This window comes from Burkholderia sp. YIM B11467, from assembly GCF_052952715.1.
This window is the reverse complement of sequence record NZ_JBQVSQ010000004.1, coordinates 256,971-279,465: the sequence shown is the minus strand read 5'-3', so window position 1 is coordinate 279,465 and position 22,495 is coordinate 256,971. Positions and strand designations below refer to the sequence as shown.

6 protein-coding genes are annotated in these 22,495 nt (G+C 63.3%); 2 read left to right on the top strand and 4 right to left on the bottom strand.

Going from position 1 to position 22,495, the window contains the following annotated elements; all coding sequences use genetic code 11:
- Positions 1-382: 382 nt before the first annotated feature.
- From ACTRWB_RS16480 to ACTRWB_RS16465, 4 genes are all read right to left on the bottom strand, one after another.
- Entirely contained in the window at positions 383-622 is a 240-nt protein-coding gene (locus ACTRWB_RS16480) for a hypothetical protein (protein WP_446902509.1), read from the bottom strand.
- The gene (locus ACTRWB_RS16475) at positions 609-11,039 is read right to left on the bottom strand and encodes a Tc toxin subunit A-related protein (protein ID WP_446902508.1); all 10,431 of its coding nucleotides are present in this window, start codon (positions 11,037-11,039) and stop codon (positions 609-611) included. Before ACTRWB_RS16475 ends, ACTRWB_RS16480 begins: the two co-directional genes overlap by 14 nt.
- A gap of 108 nt (positions 11,040-11,147) precedes the next feature.
- Positions 11,148-19,106 carry a SpvB/TcaC N-terminal domain-containing protein gene (locus tag ACTRWB_RS16470; RefSeq protein WP_446902507.1) on the bottom strand — a complete coding sequence of 2,653 codons (7,959 nt, stop codon included), beginning with the start codon at positions 19,104-19,106 and terminating at the stop codon, positions 11,148-11,150.
- Between the two features lie 287 nt (positions 19,107-19,393).
- Entirely contained in the window at positions 19,394-20,368 is a 975-nt protein-coding gene (locus tag ACTRWB_RS16465; RefSeq protein ID WP_446902506.1) for a glycosyltransferase, read from the bottom strand.
- A gap of 145 nt (positions 20,369-20,513) precedes the next feature.
- On the opposite strand from ACTRWB_RS16465, the gene ACTRWB_RS16460 reads away from it, so the two are divergent.
- Positions 20,514-20,804, top strand: a complete 291-nt coding sequence (locus ACTRWB_RS16460) for a hypothetical protein (protein WP_048244900.1) — start codon at positions 20,514-20,516, stop codon at positions 20,802-20,804.
- Positions 20,805-20,833: 29 nt separating this feature from the next.
- On the top strand, positions 20,834-22,489 hold the full coding sequence (locus tag ACTRWB_RS16455; RefSeq protein ID WP_446902505.1) for a DUF7411 family protein: 1,656 nt from the start codon (positions 20,834-20,836) through the stop codon (positions 22,487-22,489).
- Positions 22,490-22,495 lie beyond the last annotated feature (6 nt).

The window sequence follows — 22,495 nt, the reverse complement described above, 5'->3', positions numbered from 1 at the left end:
GAATCGTTATCGATTTGAAAATTAATTTTTGAATCAATCACGTCGATAGAGCACGAAATCTCGAATAATCGACCGACACGATACACCTATCCGGGAACCTGCGTTTCCTGTCATAAAAAGCGACGCCGGACGGATAGCAGATGCATGTTTTCGTCAAGCACCGCGTACTACGCTTTATCACGGAGCTTCGTGAATACTTCGCGCCACTCGAGAATTGCACGGATTATTAATGAAATGCGCTGCGCCGAGCCCCGGCCGCCTTCGGCGTGCGCTGGCTTGCGCCTCGGAGCCTGCGCGAATGGGTAAGGCGACAGCTCGCCGGCCGATCGGACGCTTGGTTTTTCGACCGATTACGGCGTACAGGAGCGGTACGACGCGGATCTCACGCCGACCGCTCGAGCACGGCCACAAACCCGGTTCCCTGCGCAAACAATACTTGCTTCAGCGTCAAATCCGGATGTTCGTCAATCAGCTGATTGACCCGGTCCTCAAGCGCCACCAACGTCACGCCCGTGGCAAATTGGTACTTCACTTTCTTCTGACGGTCCGTTTCGGCGGAGTCGCGGGCGGGGTGCTCCACCTTCCCCTCCCGGATTTGCACTGTCGGCTTACGCGCAGTCATGGCAGCCTCCCTCATGAACGTCGAAAGACGAACCCGGCCGCACGGTCTCGCAACAACGTTCGATGACTTCGTAACGGCACAGCACGAAAACCCGCTCCAGCCCGCAAATGCGATCGGCAAAGTTCAACGTCATCGTATGGCCCGGATGGCAGTTGTCGAGCGGAGCGATACGAAGCTCTCCGCTGCCGTGATACAGCCCCGGCCAATCGACGCTGCTCCTGCATTCGATTTCGAACTCGTCCGGCGAACATTCGCTGTCCGGGTGGTCGACGGTTATTTCGACGAGGTGGCTGCCGCGCTTCACTTCATGCGCGCAAGGGCACGCGTCGATGTGCGGACATTCCTGCTCGCAGCAATGACTGCTGTCGAAGAGCACGGCCACCTTGGTGACTTTGATCGACGGGTCACCTGGCAAGTACGGAAACAGCCTCCTTGAGACAGGCAGCGTCATGACGCCTCCCGGATGCGCGTCATCGACGCTGCGCCTCCGCACGCCGTCCTGCATCGCGCTGCGCGAGCGACGCAGCTGCTCCCACACATCGGGAAAGTCGCGATGCACGTCGAGATAGATCCAGCCATTGCCGGGCAGCCTTTCCCGAATCGCCGCGCGAGCCGCATCGCGCAATGCCGTGCCGCCTTCGCGCGACGTATAGTTCAGGTGCAGTACCGTGTCGGCCAACGTATCGAGATCGAAGTAGTTGCTCTCCTGCGGCAGTTCGATGCGCCAGCAGCTGACGGCGCCGGCATATTCGAATGGCAAATGCCGATCGTCGTGGAAATTCAGTTCGAACAACCCCGCATCGTTGCGGCCGCTCGACGTCGCAATCGCTTCGCGCGCACCATACAGCTTCACGCCGCGTGGATCGCAGCATCCCGCCTCGTAATGCTCGTGCAAGGGATGACGGCAGCCGCAGGCACCCTTCGGCTTGTCATTGCAGCAATGCGTCACGGGGCAGGGCAGACACGGGTCGATACGCGTCCAGCTATGCAGGAGCGTCAGCTTGCAATGCACGCCCGTATAGGGTCCGGTTACACACGGTATCGTCACGCTGACACTTTTGAGGCGCCGCATATACTGCCCCGGATAGTCCATGTCGAACATCCACTCGGGTATTTCGATTTCGCAGTAGCCGGTCAATCTGAGTTGCAGGAACTGCAATGGAAAATGCAACGCGAGCGACACGTGCTTCGTGAGTTCGTACTCGCGCTGATGGCATTGCAGATATTCCTTTTCCATCCGGTCGAGCGCGAGTTGCAGCTTGTCTCCCGCGAGCAAGCCTTCTTGCAGGCCGTTCCAGCTTTCGCACGGCAGGAAATTGCGACCGGTAAAACCGAGCTCGAAATTGAACGCCCGTTGTGCCTGCCGCACGACATGCTGCGCCAGCTCGTACATTTGCCAGTACATGGCCATGCCTTCCTTCTGCAGGTATAGCCATAGCTCGTGACTCGTAAACTTGTCGCGCAAGAGGTTCAGCCTTTCGCGCGATTGCTCGAGCGACTGCTGGTGCAGATTCAATTCGAGCAAGGTCTCGTGGGCCTTTCTCTCTGCGGCGAGGATCTGGATCTCCATCTGTTCGATTTCCAGATCAAGGACCTCGACCTGATGCACCCACTCGTCAAGCCTGCGCTGCCAGCCTGCTTGCGTCAAATCGAGCTGCGCATTGAGGCCGGCGATCTCGCCGATCTCGTTCGTAATGCGAGCGATCGTCTTGAACATGCCGGCGAGCTTGGTGCCGAGCGGAAGCCAGGTTTCTTCGCACGGGAAGCCGACGAAGAGGTCTGGAATCAGCTCCATTGCCTCCGCCACGGCCTCGATCTCGGTTGCCGTGGTGCGCAGCCCGATCTCGTTGTTCATATTGTCCTGATAGTCGAGCTCACCATTGATCAGGCCGACATCGATCAGTCGCTTGGTGTACCGGCGGTTCGTCTGCTGCACCTCCTTGCCCTTGCGCAGCGCCTGCACCTGCCAGTCCGCCTCGCGCCATTGCTGCTGCCGGATATCGACCGTCATGTCGGCCAGCTCTGTCTCGTGCCGCGCGTGCATCTGCGCCAGATACTCGCCGTCGCCGCGTTCGAATGCACCCAGGAGCGCCGTGCCCATTTCGCGCAGGTGCCCCACGCTTTCTCGTGCTTTCTGCATCAACACGACGAAGCGATACTGCGTGAGCGGGTGACACCACGCGTCATCCTCGCAGCAAACGGGTTCGTCGCACGGCCGGTGGGATGCCGGATCGCAGCAGCATGGATCCTGCCCCCAGTACGGCGAGCCGCACGCACCCGCCACATCCGGGTTGCGCAGCCGCTTGTCGCTCAGGCAACGATGCACGAGCGAAAGGCCGTCCCGAACATGGCAATACAACTGCATCAGCCGCGGATTGAGCGGCGGGTTCAATGGCACGAACGTCGCGACGGTCTGCCTGTGCGGCCTTGACGGATTGTGCACGGTCGGTGGACAGGGACCGAGAATGGCCGAAGCGGTGTCGAGAATCAGCCGGGCCTCTTGCGCCGACTCGCGCGAGTTCTTCCGCATCAGCGCGCGCGCCCATTCGACGAGCGTTTCGGCATAAGCGAGCACGATCGCACGATCGCGAGCAGTCTGTGCGGAGATGTTCGTGCTATCGCAGCACATGTCGAGCGGCGCACGTCCTTGGCCACGCACATCCCCGCCGTCGGTCGAGGACTCATGCGTCGCCGACGGCTGCTCCGCCACCGCAACGTCGGCCGGTTGCCCGGCCACATCGACCGTTCCCAGGGTGCCGCCGCCCGGCTGGTTGCCCGTGCTGCAATGCACCCACATATTGTCGGATTGCAGAGGATTGCGCACGAGCTCGTACCACTTCAGTGCCGGTTCGAAATGACAATGACAGCGCAGCGCATCGGCAATTTCGATCGACGGGCTGAACATCGATTCGACGAAAAGCCGCTCGCCGGGCTCGACGAAAACAAAATACGGATAGGCCGGCAACCCGGCGGGGCAGGAACTCGCGACGGGCGTCGGATCCGCCACGAGCGGCAGCGTCACGCACCTATCCACGGCCATGTCGTAGCGGAAGCCCGGGGCGTCCGTGCCGTTGTAACCGACGGGCGTGGGCGCAATGCCGCCGGTCACTGCGAAAGTCAGCGAGTCGTCCAGCCTCCCGACGTAGGTCAGGTCAGGCGTCGCGCCGGTAGACAGCTTGACCAGTCCAGCGGAATGGCGCGGCTGCTTGAATTCGCCGTTATGCACTCGGCACCACGCAAGCCGCACGGCCGATTCCGGCTTCCAGTCGAGAAGCGTCGGGATCTGCTGCGGGTCGTGCCAGTAAAGGGAGATCTGTTCCGACGGGTCGTAATACTCGTCCTGGAACGGCTCGTCGAATGTCTGCGCCGGCACGAGCCAGAAATAGTATTCGTCGACGAGTGGCGGATGCGCGCAGCCACATTCGGTGCAGCAACCCGGTTCGGCGTGAAAGTCGCTCGGAACGAACGCCGCCGCGGCAGGCGGCACGCCACCGGCGGCAACGCGGATGAAGCGCACGCCAAGACGGATGGCCGCCTCGATCCAGAACGGCGGCTTGTCGGACGCGGCTGCAGGTGACGCGCTCGAGGCCGACGTCGCGACGACCGCGCCCGCGGCACGCGTGTCCGCGACGCGAGCGATGGTGGGCGACGAGGGATTGTTCGAGCCTTGGGGTGTCCCTTGAGGCGTACCGGAGTCAGGCGCGAGCCACGAGGGTCGGGCATCACGCTCGGGTGTCCCCAGCACGCCGAGCCCTTCCCTCGGCGGCGTCAGCAAGCGCAGCGAGGAAGGCGTGCACTGCTGCAGCAGTTCGACCGCCGGATGCGCTGGCGGCAGCGACGCCGCCCAGTATTCCAGGCCGCCGGGTGCGGCCAACGTCAGCGTCGAGCGGCGCAATTGATCTTCGAGGAACTGGAATGCTTCGATTCTGCGCGCCTTTCTCAGCTCGTCCCACGCGATCCAGTTCTCTCGGTAGAGCGTCCTGCAGCGGCAGCTCTCCCAGACCCTGTAGCTGGCAAACACGTTCTTCCACAGACTCAGGAACGACGGTCCGATCGCCCAGTCCTCCAACCCCAGCCGCGCGCGCTGCACGAACGTCTGCACCGCCGTGATGCCTTCTTCGATCCGGCTGGCCCTTTCGCAGAAGCCGGCTTCGACGTCAATGAGGAGGAGGGCGCTCAACGCTTCAGGCGACTTCGCGTAGCCACCCCACGGCAGCGGCACCCGATTCATTCCGCACAGATACGCGAGCAAATGCGCACGTGCATGCACGCGCAGGCAATCGTTGATCTTTTGCAGATCGTCGTAGCGGCGCAGATCGGGTTCATCGGGCTCGATCATCGCGTTTTCGAAAAGCCGCACCAGATTGACATTGCCGGTTTGCGCTTCACCTGGCACCAGCGCGCCCGGGTCGTCCGATGCCCATAAGTCCGGCCGCGCGAGACGAATGTCGTTCGGCGGGCAACGTTCGACAAGTTCATCGATCCAGTGATCGGCATGCCAGACCCTGACGGCCCATCGATCGTCCTTCAGGTCGTCGCTGTCGATCTTGTAGACGGGTGTCGTCTGCGTCGAGAAATACGACAGCACGCAGGGCGCGTGATCCAGGTCGACGTCGAGATGGCGCAGCAGTTGAGCCGGGTTGTCGGGCTGCTTCTCAGCCGCTTCTTCGAACAACAGCCAGACGGGTCTTGCGCGCGCCCACGTCTTCTTTCCGCTCTCGTCTTCCCTTTCGTCCGTGGACCCGCGCATTCGCGAGTAATCGAACATCCGCTCCCACCAATCGAACAGCGCCTGCCTGCGCTGGCTGCTCGGAAGGGTGCGTTGATCCTGACTCGTCGCCGGTGGTTGATAGTAGTCGAGGAGTGGCAGCAGGTTCATGTCGAAATTGGCGGCGTGCCTGACGAAACCCGGATTGCGGTAATAGCTGACGCCCGCGAACAAGTCCGCATGCGCGAACATATAACCCAGCTCGGACTGCCCGAACGGCTTCGCCGGATGGCCCGTGAGCGCGAAACGATGCGCGAAAAGCAGCGCCTTGAACGCGCGTTGGTAAGTACGACGTATGTCGCGCAGCGTACTGGTGTATCTCAGGTACAGGTACTCGGCAACGCTGCTGCCCTTCGGAAAGCTCATTTTGCCGATGAGCTGTTCGTCCTTGCTCGTGCAAAAGAGCTTGTCGAGCGGCAGCACCACGAGCTGCCCGTGCGTATCGGCGCCCGAATACTTGACTTCGAAGCCGGTATGCAACGGACGCACATCGTCTTCGCCCGCAAACTGCGGTTCGTTCTGGAAAAATTCGACTTCGAGGTTGTATGCGCCCGACTTCAAATTCAGTGTCGAACCGCTTTCGCCGGGTTCGTCTTTCCAATGATGTGACAGCACCGCCCACGTCTTCTGCCCGCGGCTCAAGGTGACTCGCCAGCGGCGCTCCGGATTGCACTCGCGCTCGTCTTCGCCGCCTTCGTCCTTCTCCTTGCCTGCGTTCCCGCGCGGTACGCCGGCTTCGAAGTGGTAGCGGCCTTCCTCGTCGACCATCAGAACGCCACGCCACTTGATATGAAAGCCGGCGGCACCACCGAGCTCGGTGCCGCGGCGGTTCTGAATCGCGAAACCGTTGCGCACGCCGAAGAGCTTCAGTTGCTCGGGAGAAAGGCTCAACTCGAGCGCCGGCAGGATCGTAGGCATTGGCGCGTTCTTCTCGTTCTTCTCCGTATCGAACGCCCGCATGTTCGCGCGGAGCTCGCGCCAGACGAGCTCACCGCCGCTGGTGTGGAACTCGCCCATCAATCCCGTTCCGACGAGTCCTAGCAGCGCCGCAAACGCCCCGCCAGACGGCAACGGCTTCCACATGACGTCGGGTATCGCACCCGAATCGTTTTCCCACGAAGTCAAACCGCGGTTCTCGTCGCCGAAGAGGTGCCGCAGAATCAGCCATGCCGTTTGCGTTTCGTGCGGCAACGGCGCGTCGGTGCAACCGCATGGCGAAGCGCTCGCGACGGCACCGACATGGCCGACCAGATGCGCGGCAATCACATGGCAGCGCTTGACCATCAGCGCAAACCGCTCGCGAAACCAGTGCCAGCGCCTTTCTTCGTCGTGCTCGGCAATCAGATTTTGTTCCGCCGCCGCGAAGTCGGGGAACAACATCGCAAACGGCGCGAGATCGACGCGCGGCATCGCAAGCAGGTTCTGCACGGCGTGTTGCTCGTCCAGCGTGAGGTCGCGGACGTGCACGAGCTTTTCGATCACGGCGCGATCGCTCAGCGGAAGCTGCGTGTAGAGCTCGTTGGTCGCCGCATCGAATCTGAACGGACCTTCCGCCGGCGTATTCCACATGTCGGGCGATGCCGTCGTCAACGGCGTGCGGTATTGCCGATCCGTCGCCCCAACGGCAACACCGGCGCGCTCCAGCGTGCGGGGGAAGAAGTGCTTGCCGAGCGACGTCAGGTAATCGGTGCCGCCGGGCGGCACGGCATAACCGAACTCCATCTTCAATGCGCTTTCGATCCGGTGCCATGTCCAGTCATGAATCTCGCTTTCGTCAACGGCGACTGCCAGCAGCTTCTTGCGCAACGCATCCAGGCTGTGGCCCTGCGCACCTTCTTCGTTACGCGCGTGGTTCTGTCGCGATTCTTCCTCGGGCAGATCGAAGGGATGGTCGAGCGATTCGTTGGCATCCTGCAGCGGGAACGGATCGTCGCCGTCGAGATGCGGCTCTACCGAAAACAAGTACAGCAGTTCGCCGATGCCGAAACGCGAGGCAGTGATTTTCGCGAGGACTTCGGCAAACCGCAGCGTATGGGTCGGGACGGCATGCCAACTGTCCGTCGCGACGGTCGTCGAGAATCCGGCCAGTGCCGACAGTGAATCGAGGTTTTCGACCAGCAGCTTGATGAAATGGGGCGGCCGTTTCGGGCAATGATCGATGCGTGTCTGGGAATAGCGCATGACTCGATCGACCAGCTGGCGCACAGCCCAATTCCACTTCGCCGCCGGTGGGGCCGCCGCCCATAGCGCGAGCAGATGCGTCCGGTCCGCGCCATGTGCACCTTTCGGTGCCGTGCCATCGGTCAGACGCAAGCTGAACTGGTCGCGCAGAATCTGGAACGATGCCAGTTGACGGATGAAATCAGGGTTGATGCTGCCGCCGATGAAAAGCTGAAGCACCTCGCAGATATCGCAAAGCTCGGTGAACGTGTAGCGCGCTCCGCATACGGCCCCAAGCTTGCGCCACAGTCGCAGATATACCGCGAGAAACCTCAACGCATCGAGAGGATTCTTGGGGTCCTGGAAAACGATCCGGTAATGCTCGGGGCAGCAAGGCTCGCAAACGGGCAGCAATCCCGAGTTATCGCCTCCACTCGTCGCATCCGTGCCGGCGGGCGCGTTGGTATCGCGCTGCCTTTGCTGCTGCACGACGGCGAACCGGAAGCAGTTCGACTTTTGCAGCTCGACGAGTTCGCAATAAGTCAGGCCCGTGCGCTTCAGGAATTCAGGCAACCGCAGTACGACGTCGACCCAATTGAAGCCCCCCGGGTTCGCTACGGGGAAGCCATACAACTCATACAGCACCAGTTGGCCTGGCGTCGGTACGAGCGCAATGTCGTGGGTGAACAGCAGCGCATACTCTTCGGGATTGATGCCGAGATACTCGATGCCGATATCGATCTTTACCGGGTATCGCCACAAATGGCTTTGAAACGTCGGCGCAACGACTGTCGGGTCGAGTGCGAATTCGGTGATCTCCTTTCTGAAGCCGCGCATCGCCGCAAAACGGCACGATGAAAGCGCATCGAGGTACGCACGGTTGACGTCGAGCGGCTGCGCATACGGTAGCGCGGGTGACGAAAAATCGGTTTTCAGCGCGTCATACGCCGCGCGGTTTGCAACCGGCGTGGCCGGCGAATTGAATTCGGACAGCGCGCGAAACACACTGGCTGGCGGTTGGCATTTGTCCGTATTCTCGACCACGTCGGCGCACTCGTCCGCGGAGCACAGCTTGTGATCGTTCAGGTGACGTTCGGCCGTGTTGTAGACGCTGCCGGAAGCCGGTGGCGCGACCAGGTTTTCGAGTTGCTCGATGACGATGTCGACGAGCGGCAGCGGCGTCATTGCGTTTGCCGCGCTCGCGTCCAACAAGCCTGGGTCACTGCGGCGGGCGGCCATTGCCTCTTCGAGCGTCGGCCTGCCTTGATCAGGCGGCGCAGCGGGCGTCGCGCAAGTCGAATTCTCCGAAAGCCGCAGCAGTTCATGCAAATACTCGACCGTGCCCGTGGGCGACAGGTAGCACGGCGGCACGCAGTTCTCCAATCCGCCGGGGTTCACCGACTGGAACGGGCCGGGTGGCGGCGGCGCGGGAGGATTGACGCCGCCTGCCGCGCTCCAGATTGCATTGGCCTGATCGAACGCGACGGTCCCGCGCATCGCATCGGCAAAATCCGCCTGGTTCAGCCGGTTGATGTCCATCGCGCTGGTGAAGCCGCGCGCATACAACGCTTCGGCGATGGAAAACGCCAGGCTCGGCACGGGCGGCATCACATTCGATGCAACGCCGGCCAGTTGACACAAGGCATTCAACACCGTGACGCGCTGAACGAGCCACGCCTGCGCCGATGGGTCGCCGGGCAACACCGTCTGCGCGGCAGCGGTCACGTTCGCATCCACGAGTGCGCCCGCGCCGAAGGAAAAGGTGCCGCCCACCAGCGCCTGATAAGCGCTGACCCAGTCGGCAATGACGTCGGCCGTGGGCAAATCGAGCACCGGTGCGGCGGGCGCGGCGGCGGACGGCAGTGTCGCGATCCCGAAACCGACCGCGAAGAATTTCTGGACGCGGCGAATGAATGCCGCCACGCGCGCTTGAGCCGTTCCCGGCGCAGTGAAGGGCGGCAGCAGCACAACGTTGGGCGGCGTGCCAAACAGATTGTTCCAATCCGTGACCGACATCAGCGACAGTTGGCTCACGCTCGTCACGGGAATGGCACGAATCGCGGCGATCAACGGCTGGTGGTCGTTCGTCACCGCCGCGAGGTCGAGCGAGAGATAGGCGTTCGGCTGCGCGGCGATTTCCGGTGTCCAGAACCCGACGGTATCGTCGCCAGGGTGATAGTCGCGCCAGTTGGCGGCAGACGGATACGCAAGCCAATCATTGACGAGCGGCGTGAGCGTGGCATCGACTTCGCAGTGCGGCGCGGTCGCGTCGTATTGCACGCCGGGCACGAGTGCCGCAATCCGCCGAGCCGCCTGTGCCGGATTGACGGCAAGCGAATCGCTGATCGTGCCGGCATCGACTGCCGACGTCAGCGCAGGCAGCGTACGTTCCTCGTTGTCGCGGCATGCGAGTTGATATCGCTGCTTCGCCGGCATCTGCATGGGCAGCATGACGCCGAGCGCATAGAAATACTCGGCCGGCACCTTGAATGCGGGCGCCAGGGTACCGCCGCCGCTTTGGACCAGCACGACGTCGGCGCTGCTGATCGTTGTGGTTGGACTCGGTACACCGGGGTTGACCGGAAAGACCAACAACGCCATCTCGGCGTCGATGCTCATCTTTTCACAGGCCATCGCGCAACCGAGTGCAAACGTGTAGCGGGCCAGCCGATCGACGTTGGCGTTATGCGTCGCGTAATAGCTGTTCAGGTTGCCTTCGAACTGCTGCCGGTTCTGTTCGAGCTGGTTGCCGATCGTGCCGTCGTTCGGGGGATTGGTATATAACGCGCCCAGATCGTCGAACCCGGTCGTACCGCTCGCAGGCGCCGCCGGTAGCGGATCTTGCGGGCCCCAGATGATTTCATTGGCGATATGCGTCGCCTGGACGGGCGTGATGTCGGTGATGGCGGGCACCGGCCCCTGATCCGCGGCCAACACCGTTTGCACGGCGGTTTTGAGCGATTCGAAATCGGGTGCCTGCCCCTGGCTCAAGTCGATTTGGGCGAGACCGGGCGACAGCGGGCGAGGGAGCGGCAGATAGATCCCGACCTCGCTGGCCGGAATGGCAGGATACGTTGCCGGCGCGGGCAACGCGCCGACGGTCACGACGTTGACGTCATAGTAGACGAGCCTGCTCGCGATCTTCGCGCCACCGCGGCTGATTTCGAGCCGGACGTCGGGCGTCACGTATTCCTTGTATCCGGCGGGCAGCGTGATCGGGATCACCGCCGTTGCTTCGGATTCGGCGTAAATCGTGAGCGGCAGCGGTGGAATCGGCGGCGTGTAATGCTGGACGATGGTCGTGCCCGGGTCGGGGATCGGTGGCGCGGCCGGTGCCACGAATGCGGCATCACCGATATGCTGGCCCACGTTGGGATCGCCGACGCTCAGATCGAAGGCCGAGATTTTCAGGCCGGTCAGAAAATCGCTGAAACGCGTGCCACCGATGGGTGTGTCCGGGTGGAGCCGGATCACGAGTATTTGCGGCATGGTCTATCTCCTCGGCACAAATCGAGCTGTCGCCCGGCGTTTTGTTTCGTTGAAGTCGACGCTGCTCAGCAGTAGCGGCTCACATGCCTTAACCTTCCCGGCGCCGCATCAAGGGGGGGACTTGCTTGTTTGTCGCGTCACGACATTCAAATATTTCCCTTTCAACTCTTCTGTTTTGATCGAGTTTCCCTGTTGCGTAAATCGATGCCATCTAATGGCGCTATAGCGCAACGGCGTCGAGCTTCGCTGGTCCTTGCCGTATGATGTGACACCCTTGCTGCCGAAGACTTCGAGGCCAGTCATTTTTGCGAGCCGATAAGCGAAGGTGTCCTCGATCGGTCCGGTCCATGTGGACCCGGGATGCGAACCTTCTTTACCGCCAGCAGTTCTGCACCCTGCCAGGACAATCGTCGCGGCCTCATCGAACACGATCTTCTTCTCGTCGATCAATTTTTTCAGGTCCGACAGTTTGGCCCCGCGCGTGGCGTCGAGCGGGGTGCCGGGGGCCGGCTTGTCGGTGTACAGACCGGCGCCAGGCCCTTCACCGCCCACGCCAAAGGGCGTGCCATGGTGCACGATCACGAGTTCCTTGATCGTTCCAGCGTTCTGGAGCGCCTCGAGTAACGCTTTGCCGGAATCGACTTTCACGACGTCATAACCTGCGGCTTTCAGCGCCTTCTCAGACGCTTCAAACTCATTTTGCGACTTATGATAAGCACTCCATTCCTTCTGGCTTGCCTTGTATTCTTTCAAATCTTTAGCGTATTTCTTTTTTGCTGCCTCATACGTTTTCATGCCTTCCGAGAATTCTTTATCGGCTTTACTCTTGTCCTTCTCGTATTTCGCCTTATCTTTATCTGAAGCATTCTTTCCGGGAGCTTTGACCTTCGTCTTATGAGGCTTGACGGGCGCCTCGGGTTTGGGGAGTTCCGTTCTAGTCGGCCTGGTTTCGTTGTGCATGACGATGGCGAGTTTTTTGCCGCTCTGGCCGTCAGGATCGACGAAGCCCGCCGGATTATCGAAGCAGTATTGGTAGAGGTTGGGACCTTCCTCCTCGCCGGCCGGATCGCAGGCCGTCCATCGCCCGAGCCACGGCGCGTAGTACCTCGTCCCGTGGTAATACAACCCGCTCTCCTCATCCCGCTCCTTCCCCGTGTACCGATACCGCTTCGCCGTCTCCATCTGGCTGCGCACCGCCTGATAAGTCGAGCTGCCGTAGGGCGCGTATTCCTCGTAAGAGATGATTTGCGCCTGCTCGTCCAGTTCCACGCAACTCGACCCAAGGTGATTGCCGAACTGGTAGCGGATGAGTTGTCGTGGCGCCGGGTCGTCGCTCGCCGTGTCGAGCGTGCGCGTCTCCACCAACGCAATGCGCTGCTTGTCATCCATCACGTGCAGCGTCGTGCGCTCCAGCTTGGCGGTGTGGGTACCGATGGAGCCGCCGTGCCTGCGGAAGATCTCGAAGCCGCCGAGGTAGATGCGCTCTTCGGTGAGACCCGGCGCCTTCACCCACACCTTGCGCATGCGCTGGCCTGAGGCGTCATGCACGTAGTAGGCCGTGCCGCCCCCTCCCAGATCGGCCTGCCGCAACTGGTCCTTGTAGTCCCAGTGCATATTCGGCCCGGGCAGGCCACCGCCCAGGTGCGGCATGCGCAGCATGTTGCCGTGGGCATCGTGCATGTAACTTTCCGGCTGCGGCGTGTTGCCTGCCGGGTTCAGCGTCGTGCGGGTCAGGCGGTTGCCGGCCTTGAGCAGCGCACCGCCGTTACCGTCTTCGATCAGGCTCGGATCGAGGTAGTCGTACGCGCGCGTCCAGCCCGCATGTGCCGGACCGCTGCCGCGATGCTGCATCTGCAGGAAGTTGCCGACGGCGTCGTATACGTAGCGCTCGATGTACGTCCCCATGGCGTTGCCGTCGTTGGGGGCGAAGCGCCCCGCCGCGTCGGCGCTGACCAGGCCCACGCGGCCGGCGTCATTGGGCGAATGGGCGATGGGCGTGCCGCCCCGGCCCAGGTGTTCGCGGCCAGTGGCCTGGATCAGCCGGTACAGGGCGTCATAGACGTAGTCGTTGCTCGGTTCGACGCGCTTGTTCCTGAAGTAGATCGTCTGCTGCGCGTCGTCCTGGATGTGGGTGATGTTGCCGACCGGGTCGTAGGTGTAGTGCAGCTTCTGCAATTGCTTGCCCGGCCAGCCGGCAACGGGCGGCCGCGGATCGTCGGCGGGGAAGTCCGCCGCCTTGCGCCTGGTCAGCAGTCGATCAAGTCGGAAGGTGAGCGGGTCGTAGCGATAGAAGGTGCTGGCGCCGTTCTTGTAGTCGATGCGCAGGCGCTGGCCTTTGGCGTCGTAGTCGATGTCGGCGACGCCGACCGGCGATGGGGCTTCGTTGGCGGTGTCCAGCAGTTCGACGGGTTCTGCCGCGCGCTCCAGCCACACGTCCACCCGTTCCAGCAGGTTGGCCTCGTTGAACACCGGCTGGATGACGTTGAACTGGCCGCGTCCCAGACTGCTGTGCGGCGGGATGGACTGGACCGGGCGTTCGAGTGCGTCGTAGCGGGTGCTGCTCTCGAAGCATTCATCGTCCAGCCTGGGATTCAGCAGCCAGTTCGGGATGGCGATGTAGTCGCTGACCAGTTGCCGCGTGCTGCGCAGCAGGTTGCCCTTGAAGTCGAAAGCCTCGGTCGGGTTGCCGGTGACATCGAGCCGCGCGTTGATTGCCACGCCCGCGGAATCGGAGTGCCGATAGATGCGGGTGCGCAGGTTGAGCACTTCGGCGTTCGGCAGTGTCTCGCCGTACTCGATCTTGTCGACCAGGATGTCGAGGTCGAGCGTACGTGGGTCGGACTCGCTGGACGTGCCGTGCACGGTTTGCTCGGTCGGGCGGCGCAGCGCGTCGTAGCGGGTGGTGAAGCCATGGCCGCGGCTGTCCCAGGCGCGGATGGGTTTGCCGGTCACGTCGTTGAGCATCCAGCGTGCACCGGCCTCCATGCCGAGCTGGTGGATGCGGTGGCTCAGCATGTCGAAGGCGTAGCGCACGACGATGCGGCCGAGCGCGTCGCCGGCCTGCTGGATGGCATCGCGCACGGCGCGCTGGTTGCCTTCGATGTCGAGCTCGATGCGGGTGGCGAAACTTTCTTCGCTGCCGTCGAGGTCGTGGCCGGGGCAAACGACGCGGTTGCGCGCCACGGTCAGGAAGGGGCGGCCCAGCACATCGAAATGGGCGGTGGCAGGGGTGTCGGCATGCGCTTCGGCGCGCAGGGCGGCGTTGCGTTCGTCCACGCCCATGGCACCGCCCATTCGCTGTGCGCGCCAGGTCTGCCAAGAGGCCGGTTGGGTCCTGAAGTATTCGGCGACGTAGCCGTCAATGTCGGCGTCGGTGCGCGGGTCGCCGGTCTGCGCGTTGCGCGGCGCGCACGTGTCGTTGACGTCGTAGGTGGTCTGCTGCCACGGGTCGAACACCACCTTCTCATAGGTGTGGTTCGGGTGCAGCGTGGCGACGACGCGCTCGGCCGGGTCGTAGAACAACACCGGGCTGACGCCGATGCTGACCGCGAACTCGAAGCGGTGGGTGTCGGTAAAGAAGGGCTCGAACTCGCGAACCGGCTTGCCCTTGTTGTTGAAAATCGTCCAGCCACTGCCGACCCAGCGCGGGCTCGCGTCATCCGGTGTCGTCACGGGCTGACCATCCGCGCCGATGACGATCCTGCCGGTCGTGTCGCGCCGGGGCACCGGACCGGGTTCGGCCTGGATCTTCTTCTGGATCTCGCGGCCGAAACCGTCGGAGTACGAAAAGCTGAGCTGGATCTTCAGGCCCTGCGGTGGCAGCGGCGCGCTGACATGCGTTTCGCGGGCGAGCGTGGCGGCACAGGCCGGCTGCCACTTGTCCGGATGGTCGGGGTTGGCCTGGCGAGTACGGCGGAAGCGGTTCAGGTCGTAGACGATGCGCGTGGTCGCCTCTTTCAGTAGCCCCACAGCGGCGGCATGCGGATCGTCCGCCTCGAAGAAGCCGTCGAGCCGAGCTTGCGTGAGGTCTGCAACGAAGCCGGCGAGCGTGTCGCCTTCCACCGGCGCGGGCAGCGGTTTGCCCATGACCGCGGTGCCCACCACCATGCCCAGCGTATCGAACGCGACTTCGGTCCGATTCCGGTTCGGGTCGCCGACCAGACGCGGCTGCAGCACGCGATAGTCGTTGGCGTGGACGGTCACGCGGTTGCCAAGGGCATCGCGGGTCTCCGTCATCAGCAGGTCGTGGGCGTCGAAGTCGACGAAGGCGTGCTGGCCGAACGGGTCGCGGTAGCGGCGCGACACGAAGAAGTGGTGCCGGGCCTGCGCCAGTTCGGCGGAGGCGCTGTCGGCGGGATTCGCGCTGTAGAAGGATTGCCCCGAGGGCACCCACCAGCGATCATCCGCATCGCTCGCCGGAAAGCGACCATCCGCCTTGAGAATCCGGCTTCGCAGGTAACCGCCCCGGTTGCCGGCCTGGCCACCCAGCACCGCGTCGGGATCTGGCAGCAGAGGCTCGTCGGCCTGCCCCTGGCGTGGACGCTGGAAGACCTGGTCGAGCAAGCCGTCAGTGAAGGCAAGCTTGTAGCTTTCGCCGGGCAAGGCGCGCGGTTGCAGCTCACCAAGCGGGAGGAGGTCGCAAAGGTCGTCGCGCCGATAAAGCGTGCGTAGCGCTTCGACGGGGCGACGGCGCAGGCTCCCGGCGGCAGTGGCCTCGTAACCGACTTCCGGGGCCGAGAACTTGTGACGCAGGCGGCCGGGAGCGGCAGGATCGGGCTCGACGAAATCGGAGGCCCGATAGCGACCGGCCGGGCCCGTGGCCGTGTAGCCCGTCAGCTCGAAAGTCGTCGCCTCGCAGGACAGCGGATTGCGATGGGCGTCGGACGATCCGATCGCGTTGGTGACGCGGTTCTCCGTATAGGTGAGCAGCGCCGTTGTCTGGCGGTCGCGATCCCATTGCGTCCACAGCGGCGAGAGCCGGCGCCCGTAGCCGATTGCGGCCTGCTTGAGTACGTTGCCGAAGTCATCGACTTCCAGGGTCAGCGTGTGCTGGATGCGCGGATCTGCCGGATTGCGCTCGTAGTGATAACTCAGTGCCTCGTTCACGTGGCTGAAAAAGACCGCGTGGAGGTTCGCGCCGCGTTTCTGCAGGGCGCGGATGGTGAAATTCTGCTCGGTGACGGTATAGGGCGTGCGGGCGCGCTGGATCTGCTGCGGCGTCGCGCCCGGGTGATCCGCGTCGTCGGCATAGACCTCCTGGCGCAGCATGGCGCCTTTGAGGGCACGGCAAGCCTCGCGCGCTTCGTCCGGCGTCAGGTCCGCCGGGACAGTGGAGTCATCGAGCAAGAGCGGCCGCGCGGTTTCGACGGTCAGTCCGGGCTCACGGAAATACTCGCTTTCGAAGTGGCGCGAGAGGCGTTCCCAACCGAGGTAGACGCCCGTGTGGAACCAGGTCCTGGTGTGCACGGGCGGCACATGCGATGCAGCGGCGACGTTATCTGCCGGGACGCTGCCGTCGGCGACCGCTGCGAACTGTTCCGTGTCCCATTGCTCCACCATGCCGAAGCCGCGGAACTCGCGCTCCTCGCCGTCGAAATAGCCATGGTGGTAGGCGTAGCGGCTGGTGAAGCGGTTACGGCTGATGTGGTCGTAGGTTTCCACGCGCTCGACCACGTGCACCGGGAAGGGCAGCCGGGTGATCCACGGTTTGCCGTCGCGCTTGTCCTGCAGGTAGAACTTGGTCGAGGGGGCGTAAGCGACGCGCGTTTCCGCGCCAAGGTTGTTGACGGTCCTGACCAGCAGATGGGCTTTGAGGCCACCCATCAGGTTGACATAGCGCATCGGCCGGCGCGCATCACCCGGCAACGGGGAGGACCAGACCAGGCAGGCGGTGCCCTTGCCGAGCAGGTCGGTCGGGACGATGCTTGCGAGGTCATCGATGCGTGGAAACACCTTCAGCGTGTGCGGCTGGCTCCAGCCGTTGCCGGACTGGTTGAAGTACAGGCGCACGCCGTCGCGGTGGAGATAGATGAGGTCGGTGGTGCCGCTGCCGTCGATGTCGGCCAGGTGGATACGCGCGTGGTCGAACTGGTCCGGGTTGTCGAAACAGGGCGCGTTGTCCATCGTGACCTTGGCGCCGAAACGGCCATAACCCAGGTTGGGCCAGTAGCAGGTTTCGCCGTTGCGAATGCGGCAGATGTCGGTGAGGCCGTCGCCGGAGAGGTCGGCCAGGTAGATGGACTCGGTACCATCGGAGAAGACGACGCGCGGGCCTCTTTCCTCGTCCAGTTCCTGTGCAACGCGGCGGGCGGGACCGAAGCCCTCGTCGGCGAGTGACGCATGCCAGACGAAGGCGTCGTCTTCGGTGATGAGCACGTCGGCGCGGCCGTCGCCGTCCAGATCGACGAATTTGAGGTTCGGGTCGCGCGGGTCGAGGTTCACGCGCGAGGTGAACGGGCGGAAGGGCTGCCAGCCCTCTGCGTCGTCATGCTCGTACGAGCCGGGGACGGGATCGTCCATGACAACGACGTCGAGCTGGCCGTCGCCCGCGAGATCCATGAAGTCCGCTCCGCTGCTCAGGGCCACATTGGGCTTGAGCGCGACGTTTTCGAGCGGCGCGAACGCCGCCGTGCTGGTCAGCGGGCTCAGGTTGCGCTTGTAAAACCAGGCATCGGCCTGCTCGGTGAGGATGCCGGGGATCCCTTCGCCGTGCAGATCAGTCCATCGGTAGGCGCTGCCGTTTACGCCAACGGGGAGATTGTCGAGACTCGACGGATCGACTTCCTCGACGGTCTCCTGCACGGTGGGCTTGCTGTATTCGAACTGTACCGGAGGCAGGCTGCGACTATCGTAGCCGCCATTGTCGCGGCGGTAGCCGGTTTGCGCGACGGCTTCCAGAAAAGTGTAGACGGGATTGAGGGCATCGGTGGGGTCGACTTCGTCCGGGTAAGTGAAGTCGGTCGAGCGCACGAGGCAATTCCGCTCGACGCCGACTTCGCCTGGAAAATGGTGGAACATCAGGACGCGCTGGCAGAGCCGATAGGTACGCACCTCAAACCCTGCGCGGTAGGACGAGAACGGATCCGGTCGTGAGGGCCAGGGCTCTGCGTCGTGGGGGGCCGGCGCTTTGGCGTCGTGTTCGCCGTAGTCGAAGACAACCTCGAAGTGCCACGCATCGCTGCCGTCAGGCGCGTGGGCATCGGGAGGTTCCGGCCAGGCCGCGTCGGCCTTCAATTCCGGAAAGTAGGGCGAGCGATTGCCGTAACGAATGCGCTTCAGATAACGCTGCGCTGAACGGGACCGATGGGTGCGGTTACGTTCGCGGGCCCTGCGCAGGTTGGTCCCGGCCGAATCCTCGAAAACTTTTGCCGAGTCCTCCGCCTTGTAGCCGTAAACGGCGACGTTGCCCTTGTCATCATTGCTTTGGCAGATCAGCCAACTGAAGATGCGGCTTGGGTCTGCCGGATCCGCAATACGGCTATCGGCCGTCTTCCCGTACCAGGCGGTGACGTTGTCATGCGTGATGGACCGCCAGAACACATCGGTCGCGTCGGTCGTGTTTGTCCATCGCTCGATGTGCGCAAACAGGCCCTCGATGCGCGGTCGGTAGCGACGGATACGGAAGATTCGGCCATTTACCGTTCTGGGTGGAAGCGCTTCCCGCACCCAATTGCCGGCGGCATCCTGCACCAGGACAGGCACCAGGTCTTCCGCGCCAGAAACGATGAAAACGTCCGAATCGACCGTGTCGCAATACTGCGGCAACCCCTTGTCGGTCTTGCGCGTGACCGACGGCAGGGAAAGGCTCCAGCCGAAGCCGAACGGGCCATTCCCGGCGCCGGAGTCGTACGAGAGTGATAGTTGAGGACCGAAACCGGAACGACCCGGGCTGGTAGCGATCGGCACCGTCATCGATCCCGTCCCGGTCACCGGATTGGCGGCGAATTTCTCGCCGATACCGCGAATGGCACCGCCGCCTTTGGGAAGCGTTAGCGCAGGCGCGCTGACACCGGGTGGGGCGGCGGCCGCATGCTCGTCGTCTTCACGTCTTCGCTGAAGATTGGCCAAGATCCCACCCTTTCAGTCGTCTCCGTTTTGATGGCGCCAAGGCCATCGACTTCAACGATACGTGCGCCCTGCTTATGACCTTTCAAAAGCAGATATGCAACGGAAAGTGCTCGAGGAATGTTGTCCATTTATAGGCGAGGAATACCGCTTCTAGCAAGGAGCCGGCACTTGCAATCCGGGTGGGTGAAACCGCGACATGAAAGATTTACCTGTTTGTCATGATTTTTCTTTCCGCCGCATTATCGAATGTGCCGGGCGACTCGATATCGCGCTGGCGTGAACGCACGCTACCGTGCCTGGATCCGTTCGCGAATCCAGCGCAGACGCTCGCGCGGATAGGGCCCGTAACAGCTCTCGTCGACGAACAGCGCCTGCGCGATCCCGGGCAGGCGCTTGTGCAGCGCTTTTTCGAACCAGCCGATGGCGAGGTCGGCACGCCCCATGCCGAGCGCGACGTCGCCCAGCACGCAGCATGCCTCGGCAAGCGCGGGATCGAGGCGATACGCGACCATCGCATAGCGGCGGGACGCCTCGAGGTCGTGCATCAACAGCGCGCAGGTGGCGGCACCCAGCATGGCTGTGTAGCGGCCCGCCTGGAACTCCGCTTGCCGCCAATAGCGCAGATAGAGGGGAATGGCCTCGGCATGGCGCTTTGCAAGCCTCAGGGCGCGCGCATGATAGAACACTGCCCGCAAATCGTCGGGATCGTCGCGCAATGCCACCGCGCAAAGACGCAGATCGCGCTCGACCGCCGATTCCTTGCCCGTCTTGTCCGGCTGGTTGGTGAGCGTGGCGCAGTCCGTCCGGCACGTCGGCTCCCGCAGCGCGATCCATTCGTGCACGCGCCCGTGCCACGTCGACCACGGCTGCTTCCGGAACACTCTCGGCACATACCAGCGCGTGCCGCCCGACAGGATCACCAGTTCGATCGCCTGCAAATCGCGCCGCCGGATCAGGCGCCGCCACTCGGCGCGATCGCGTATCGCCAGCACCTCGTCCGCATCGATCGACAGGACCCAGCCATCGCGCACCATCGCCAGCGCCGCATTGCGCGCTGCGGCAAAGTCGATCAATCTGCCGCGCGCGTCCGCGAGCGTCGGCATCACCTGCACCCGGGCGCCGAATTGCCGTGCGAGATCGACGGTCCCGTCGGTGGAGCCGCTATCGACGACGCAGCATGCATCGGCCCACGGCATCAAGGACGTCAGGCATCTCGCCAATACGCTCGCTTCGTTGTGGACGATCAGGCAGGCGGTCAGCATTGCTTGAGTTATGCGAAATAACGGAACTTCAATTTATATCTCCTATAATCGTTCCACGCAGTCATCACGCAACGATTACCGTGATATTGCGGCGCGTCGTGTGTTGACGGGGGTTCCCTTCACATCGTCATGGAAAGGAGCAGACGTGGCAACCACAAAGAAATCCAATAAAGTTTCCGCCGTTAAATCCACCAAGCCCGCCGCCAAGCGCGGCAAAAAGGCACTGACCATTTCCATCGATCTCGACGCGCTCGAACAGCTCTACAAGCGGCGCTATGAAATCACGCTGGATGGCGGCGACACGAAAGGCGGATCGATCCGGCGCGCCGAAGGCGACACGAAAGGCGGCATCATCATCCGGCCCGCCGAGCGACGCACCAGGACAGCCGCGAAAAAGCCCGCCGCGAAGAAACGCGCGACGAAAGCCAAGGCCTGACCCACCGCGCGCGCAAGCAGACCTTGTCGATGCGAGGCGCGGCGGCGTTAACCGACGCGGGCTGTGCCGCACTGCGTGAGCGTGCGCGGGACGCCACGCCGATCGGCCGCGGACAGACCGACTGGCGTCTCGACCCGCGCGACGAACGTATCGTCTGGGGCGCGACATCGCCGGACGACGATGACGACGACCTCGACGTCTCGCGTGACGAGCAAGATGCACTGATCATCCGGCGCGGGTTGCATGCGCGTCGTCCGCTTTATTTCCGCATCGAGCGCGACAGCATCGAATGGGATCGGGATCCGCAGCGGCTGGTCCGGACGCTCGGCATCAAGTGCGAACTCGATGTCGGCTCGCTGCTGCATCTGCTGTGGCGAGGCAGGCCGCGGGCGGCGCATGCGCTTCTGCAAGGCATCCAGTCGCTGCAGGTCGGCGAGGCGCTGATATGCGAGCCGGGTGCGCCGCCCGTCGTCCGGCGTTTCGCATGGCCCCTTCAAGCCGCTTCGGTATCGCACGATGCGTCCTGCCTTCAGGAAGAGGCGCTGTCGCGCCTTCGGGCGTCCGTCGATCACGTCGCCGACGCGGCGCGCGACATCGCCCTGTTCCTCTCCGGCGGCGTCGACTCGGGATTGCTGGCCGCGCTCCTGCGCGAGCGCCACGCGGTCACCGGCTATACGATCGCCTTCGACGACGACTACGGTCTCAACGAAACCGACTACGCGGCCACCGTGGCGCGCATCACCGGCATCCGCCACCGGATCGTCCATCTCGACGTCGACCACGCGCTGCAACTGCTGGACCGCATCCTGGACGCTCCGTTTCCGCTCACGGCGCCCGCCGCCGTGACCCATGCCGCCCTGATCGAGGCGACCGTCGCGGACGGACACGCCATCGCGGTCTCCGGCCTGGGCGCGGACGAATGCTTCGGTGGCTACCACAAGCCCCTGACGTGTCTCGCAGCCCAGATGCATCATCAACGCCGGCTCGGCGTCGACCTTCCCGGCTTGTACGACCTGCCGGCCGCGCGCCTGCTGGGTCTCGACGACGTGCTGTTCCTCGGCATCGCGGAATTCTTTTCCGTCGACGAGATGCGGCGTCTGAGCCGGGATCCGCAGGCCGTCGACGCGTTGCTCGCGGATGACGTCGCGTTCTATCGGCAGTTGCTCGCGGTCAAGCCCAAAGCGCTGCCGACGGAGGCGATGTCCGCGCACGAGTATGTGTTCCGGATCGGCGAGCTGCTGCTGCCGGCGCTCGCCGACAATGCGCTCATGCACGGCGCCCGCCTCGATTTCCCGTTCCTGCGCCAGGATGTCTACGGCTGGGCGTCGGCGATCGATCCCGGCCTGAGCTATTGGTACGAGGCGGATGCATGGTGGGCCAAGCGCCTGCTGCGTCAGGTCGCCGGTCGTTACCTGCCGCCGGAGATCGTGATGCGCAAGCGGCAAATCCTGCTCGCACCGATCGCGCATTGGCTGCTGGACTCACGGTTTCGCAAGCGCGTCATCGATGAGGTCGCCGATTCCGACCTGTGGAGAATCGCGCCGCTGACCACGCGATTCCGGACCGCTCTGTTGTCGAGGCTGCGCGCTTATGACCATGTCGGAGACGACGGCCGGTGGCACGAACAGCTATGGGTGATCCTGGTTCTGTGTAGCTGGATCAATCGCCATTCTGCGTCGAGGTAGGGGAGT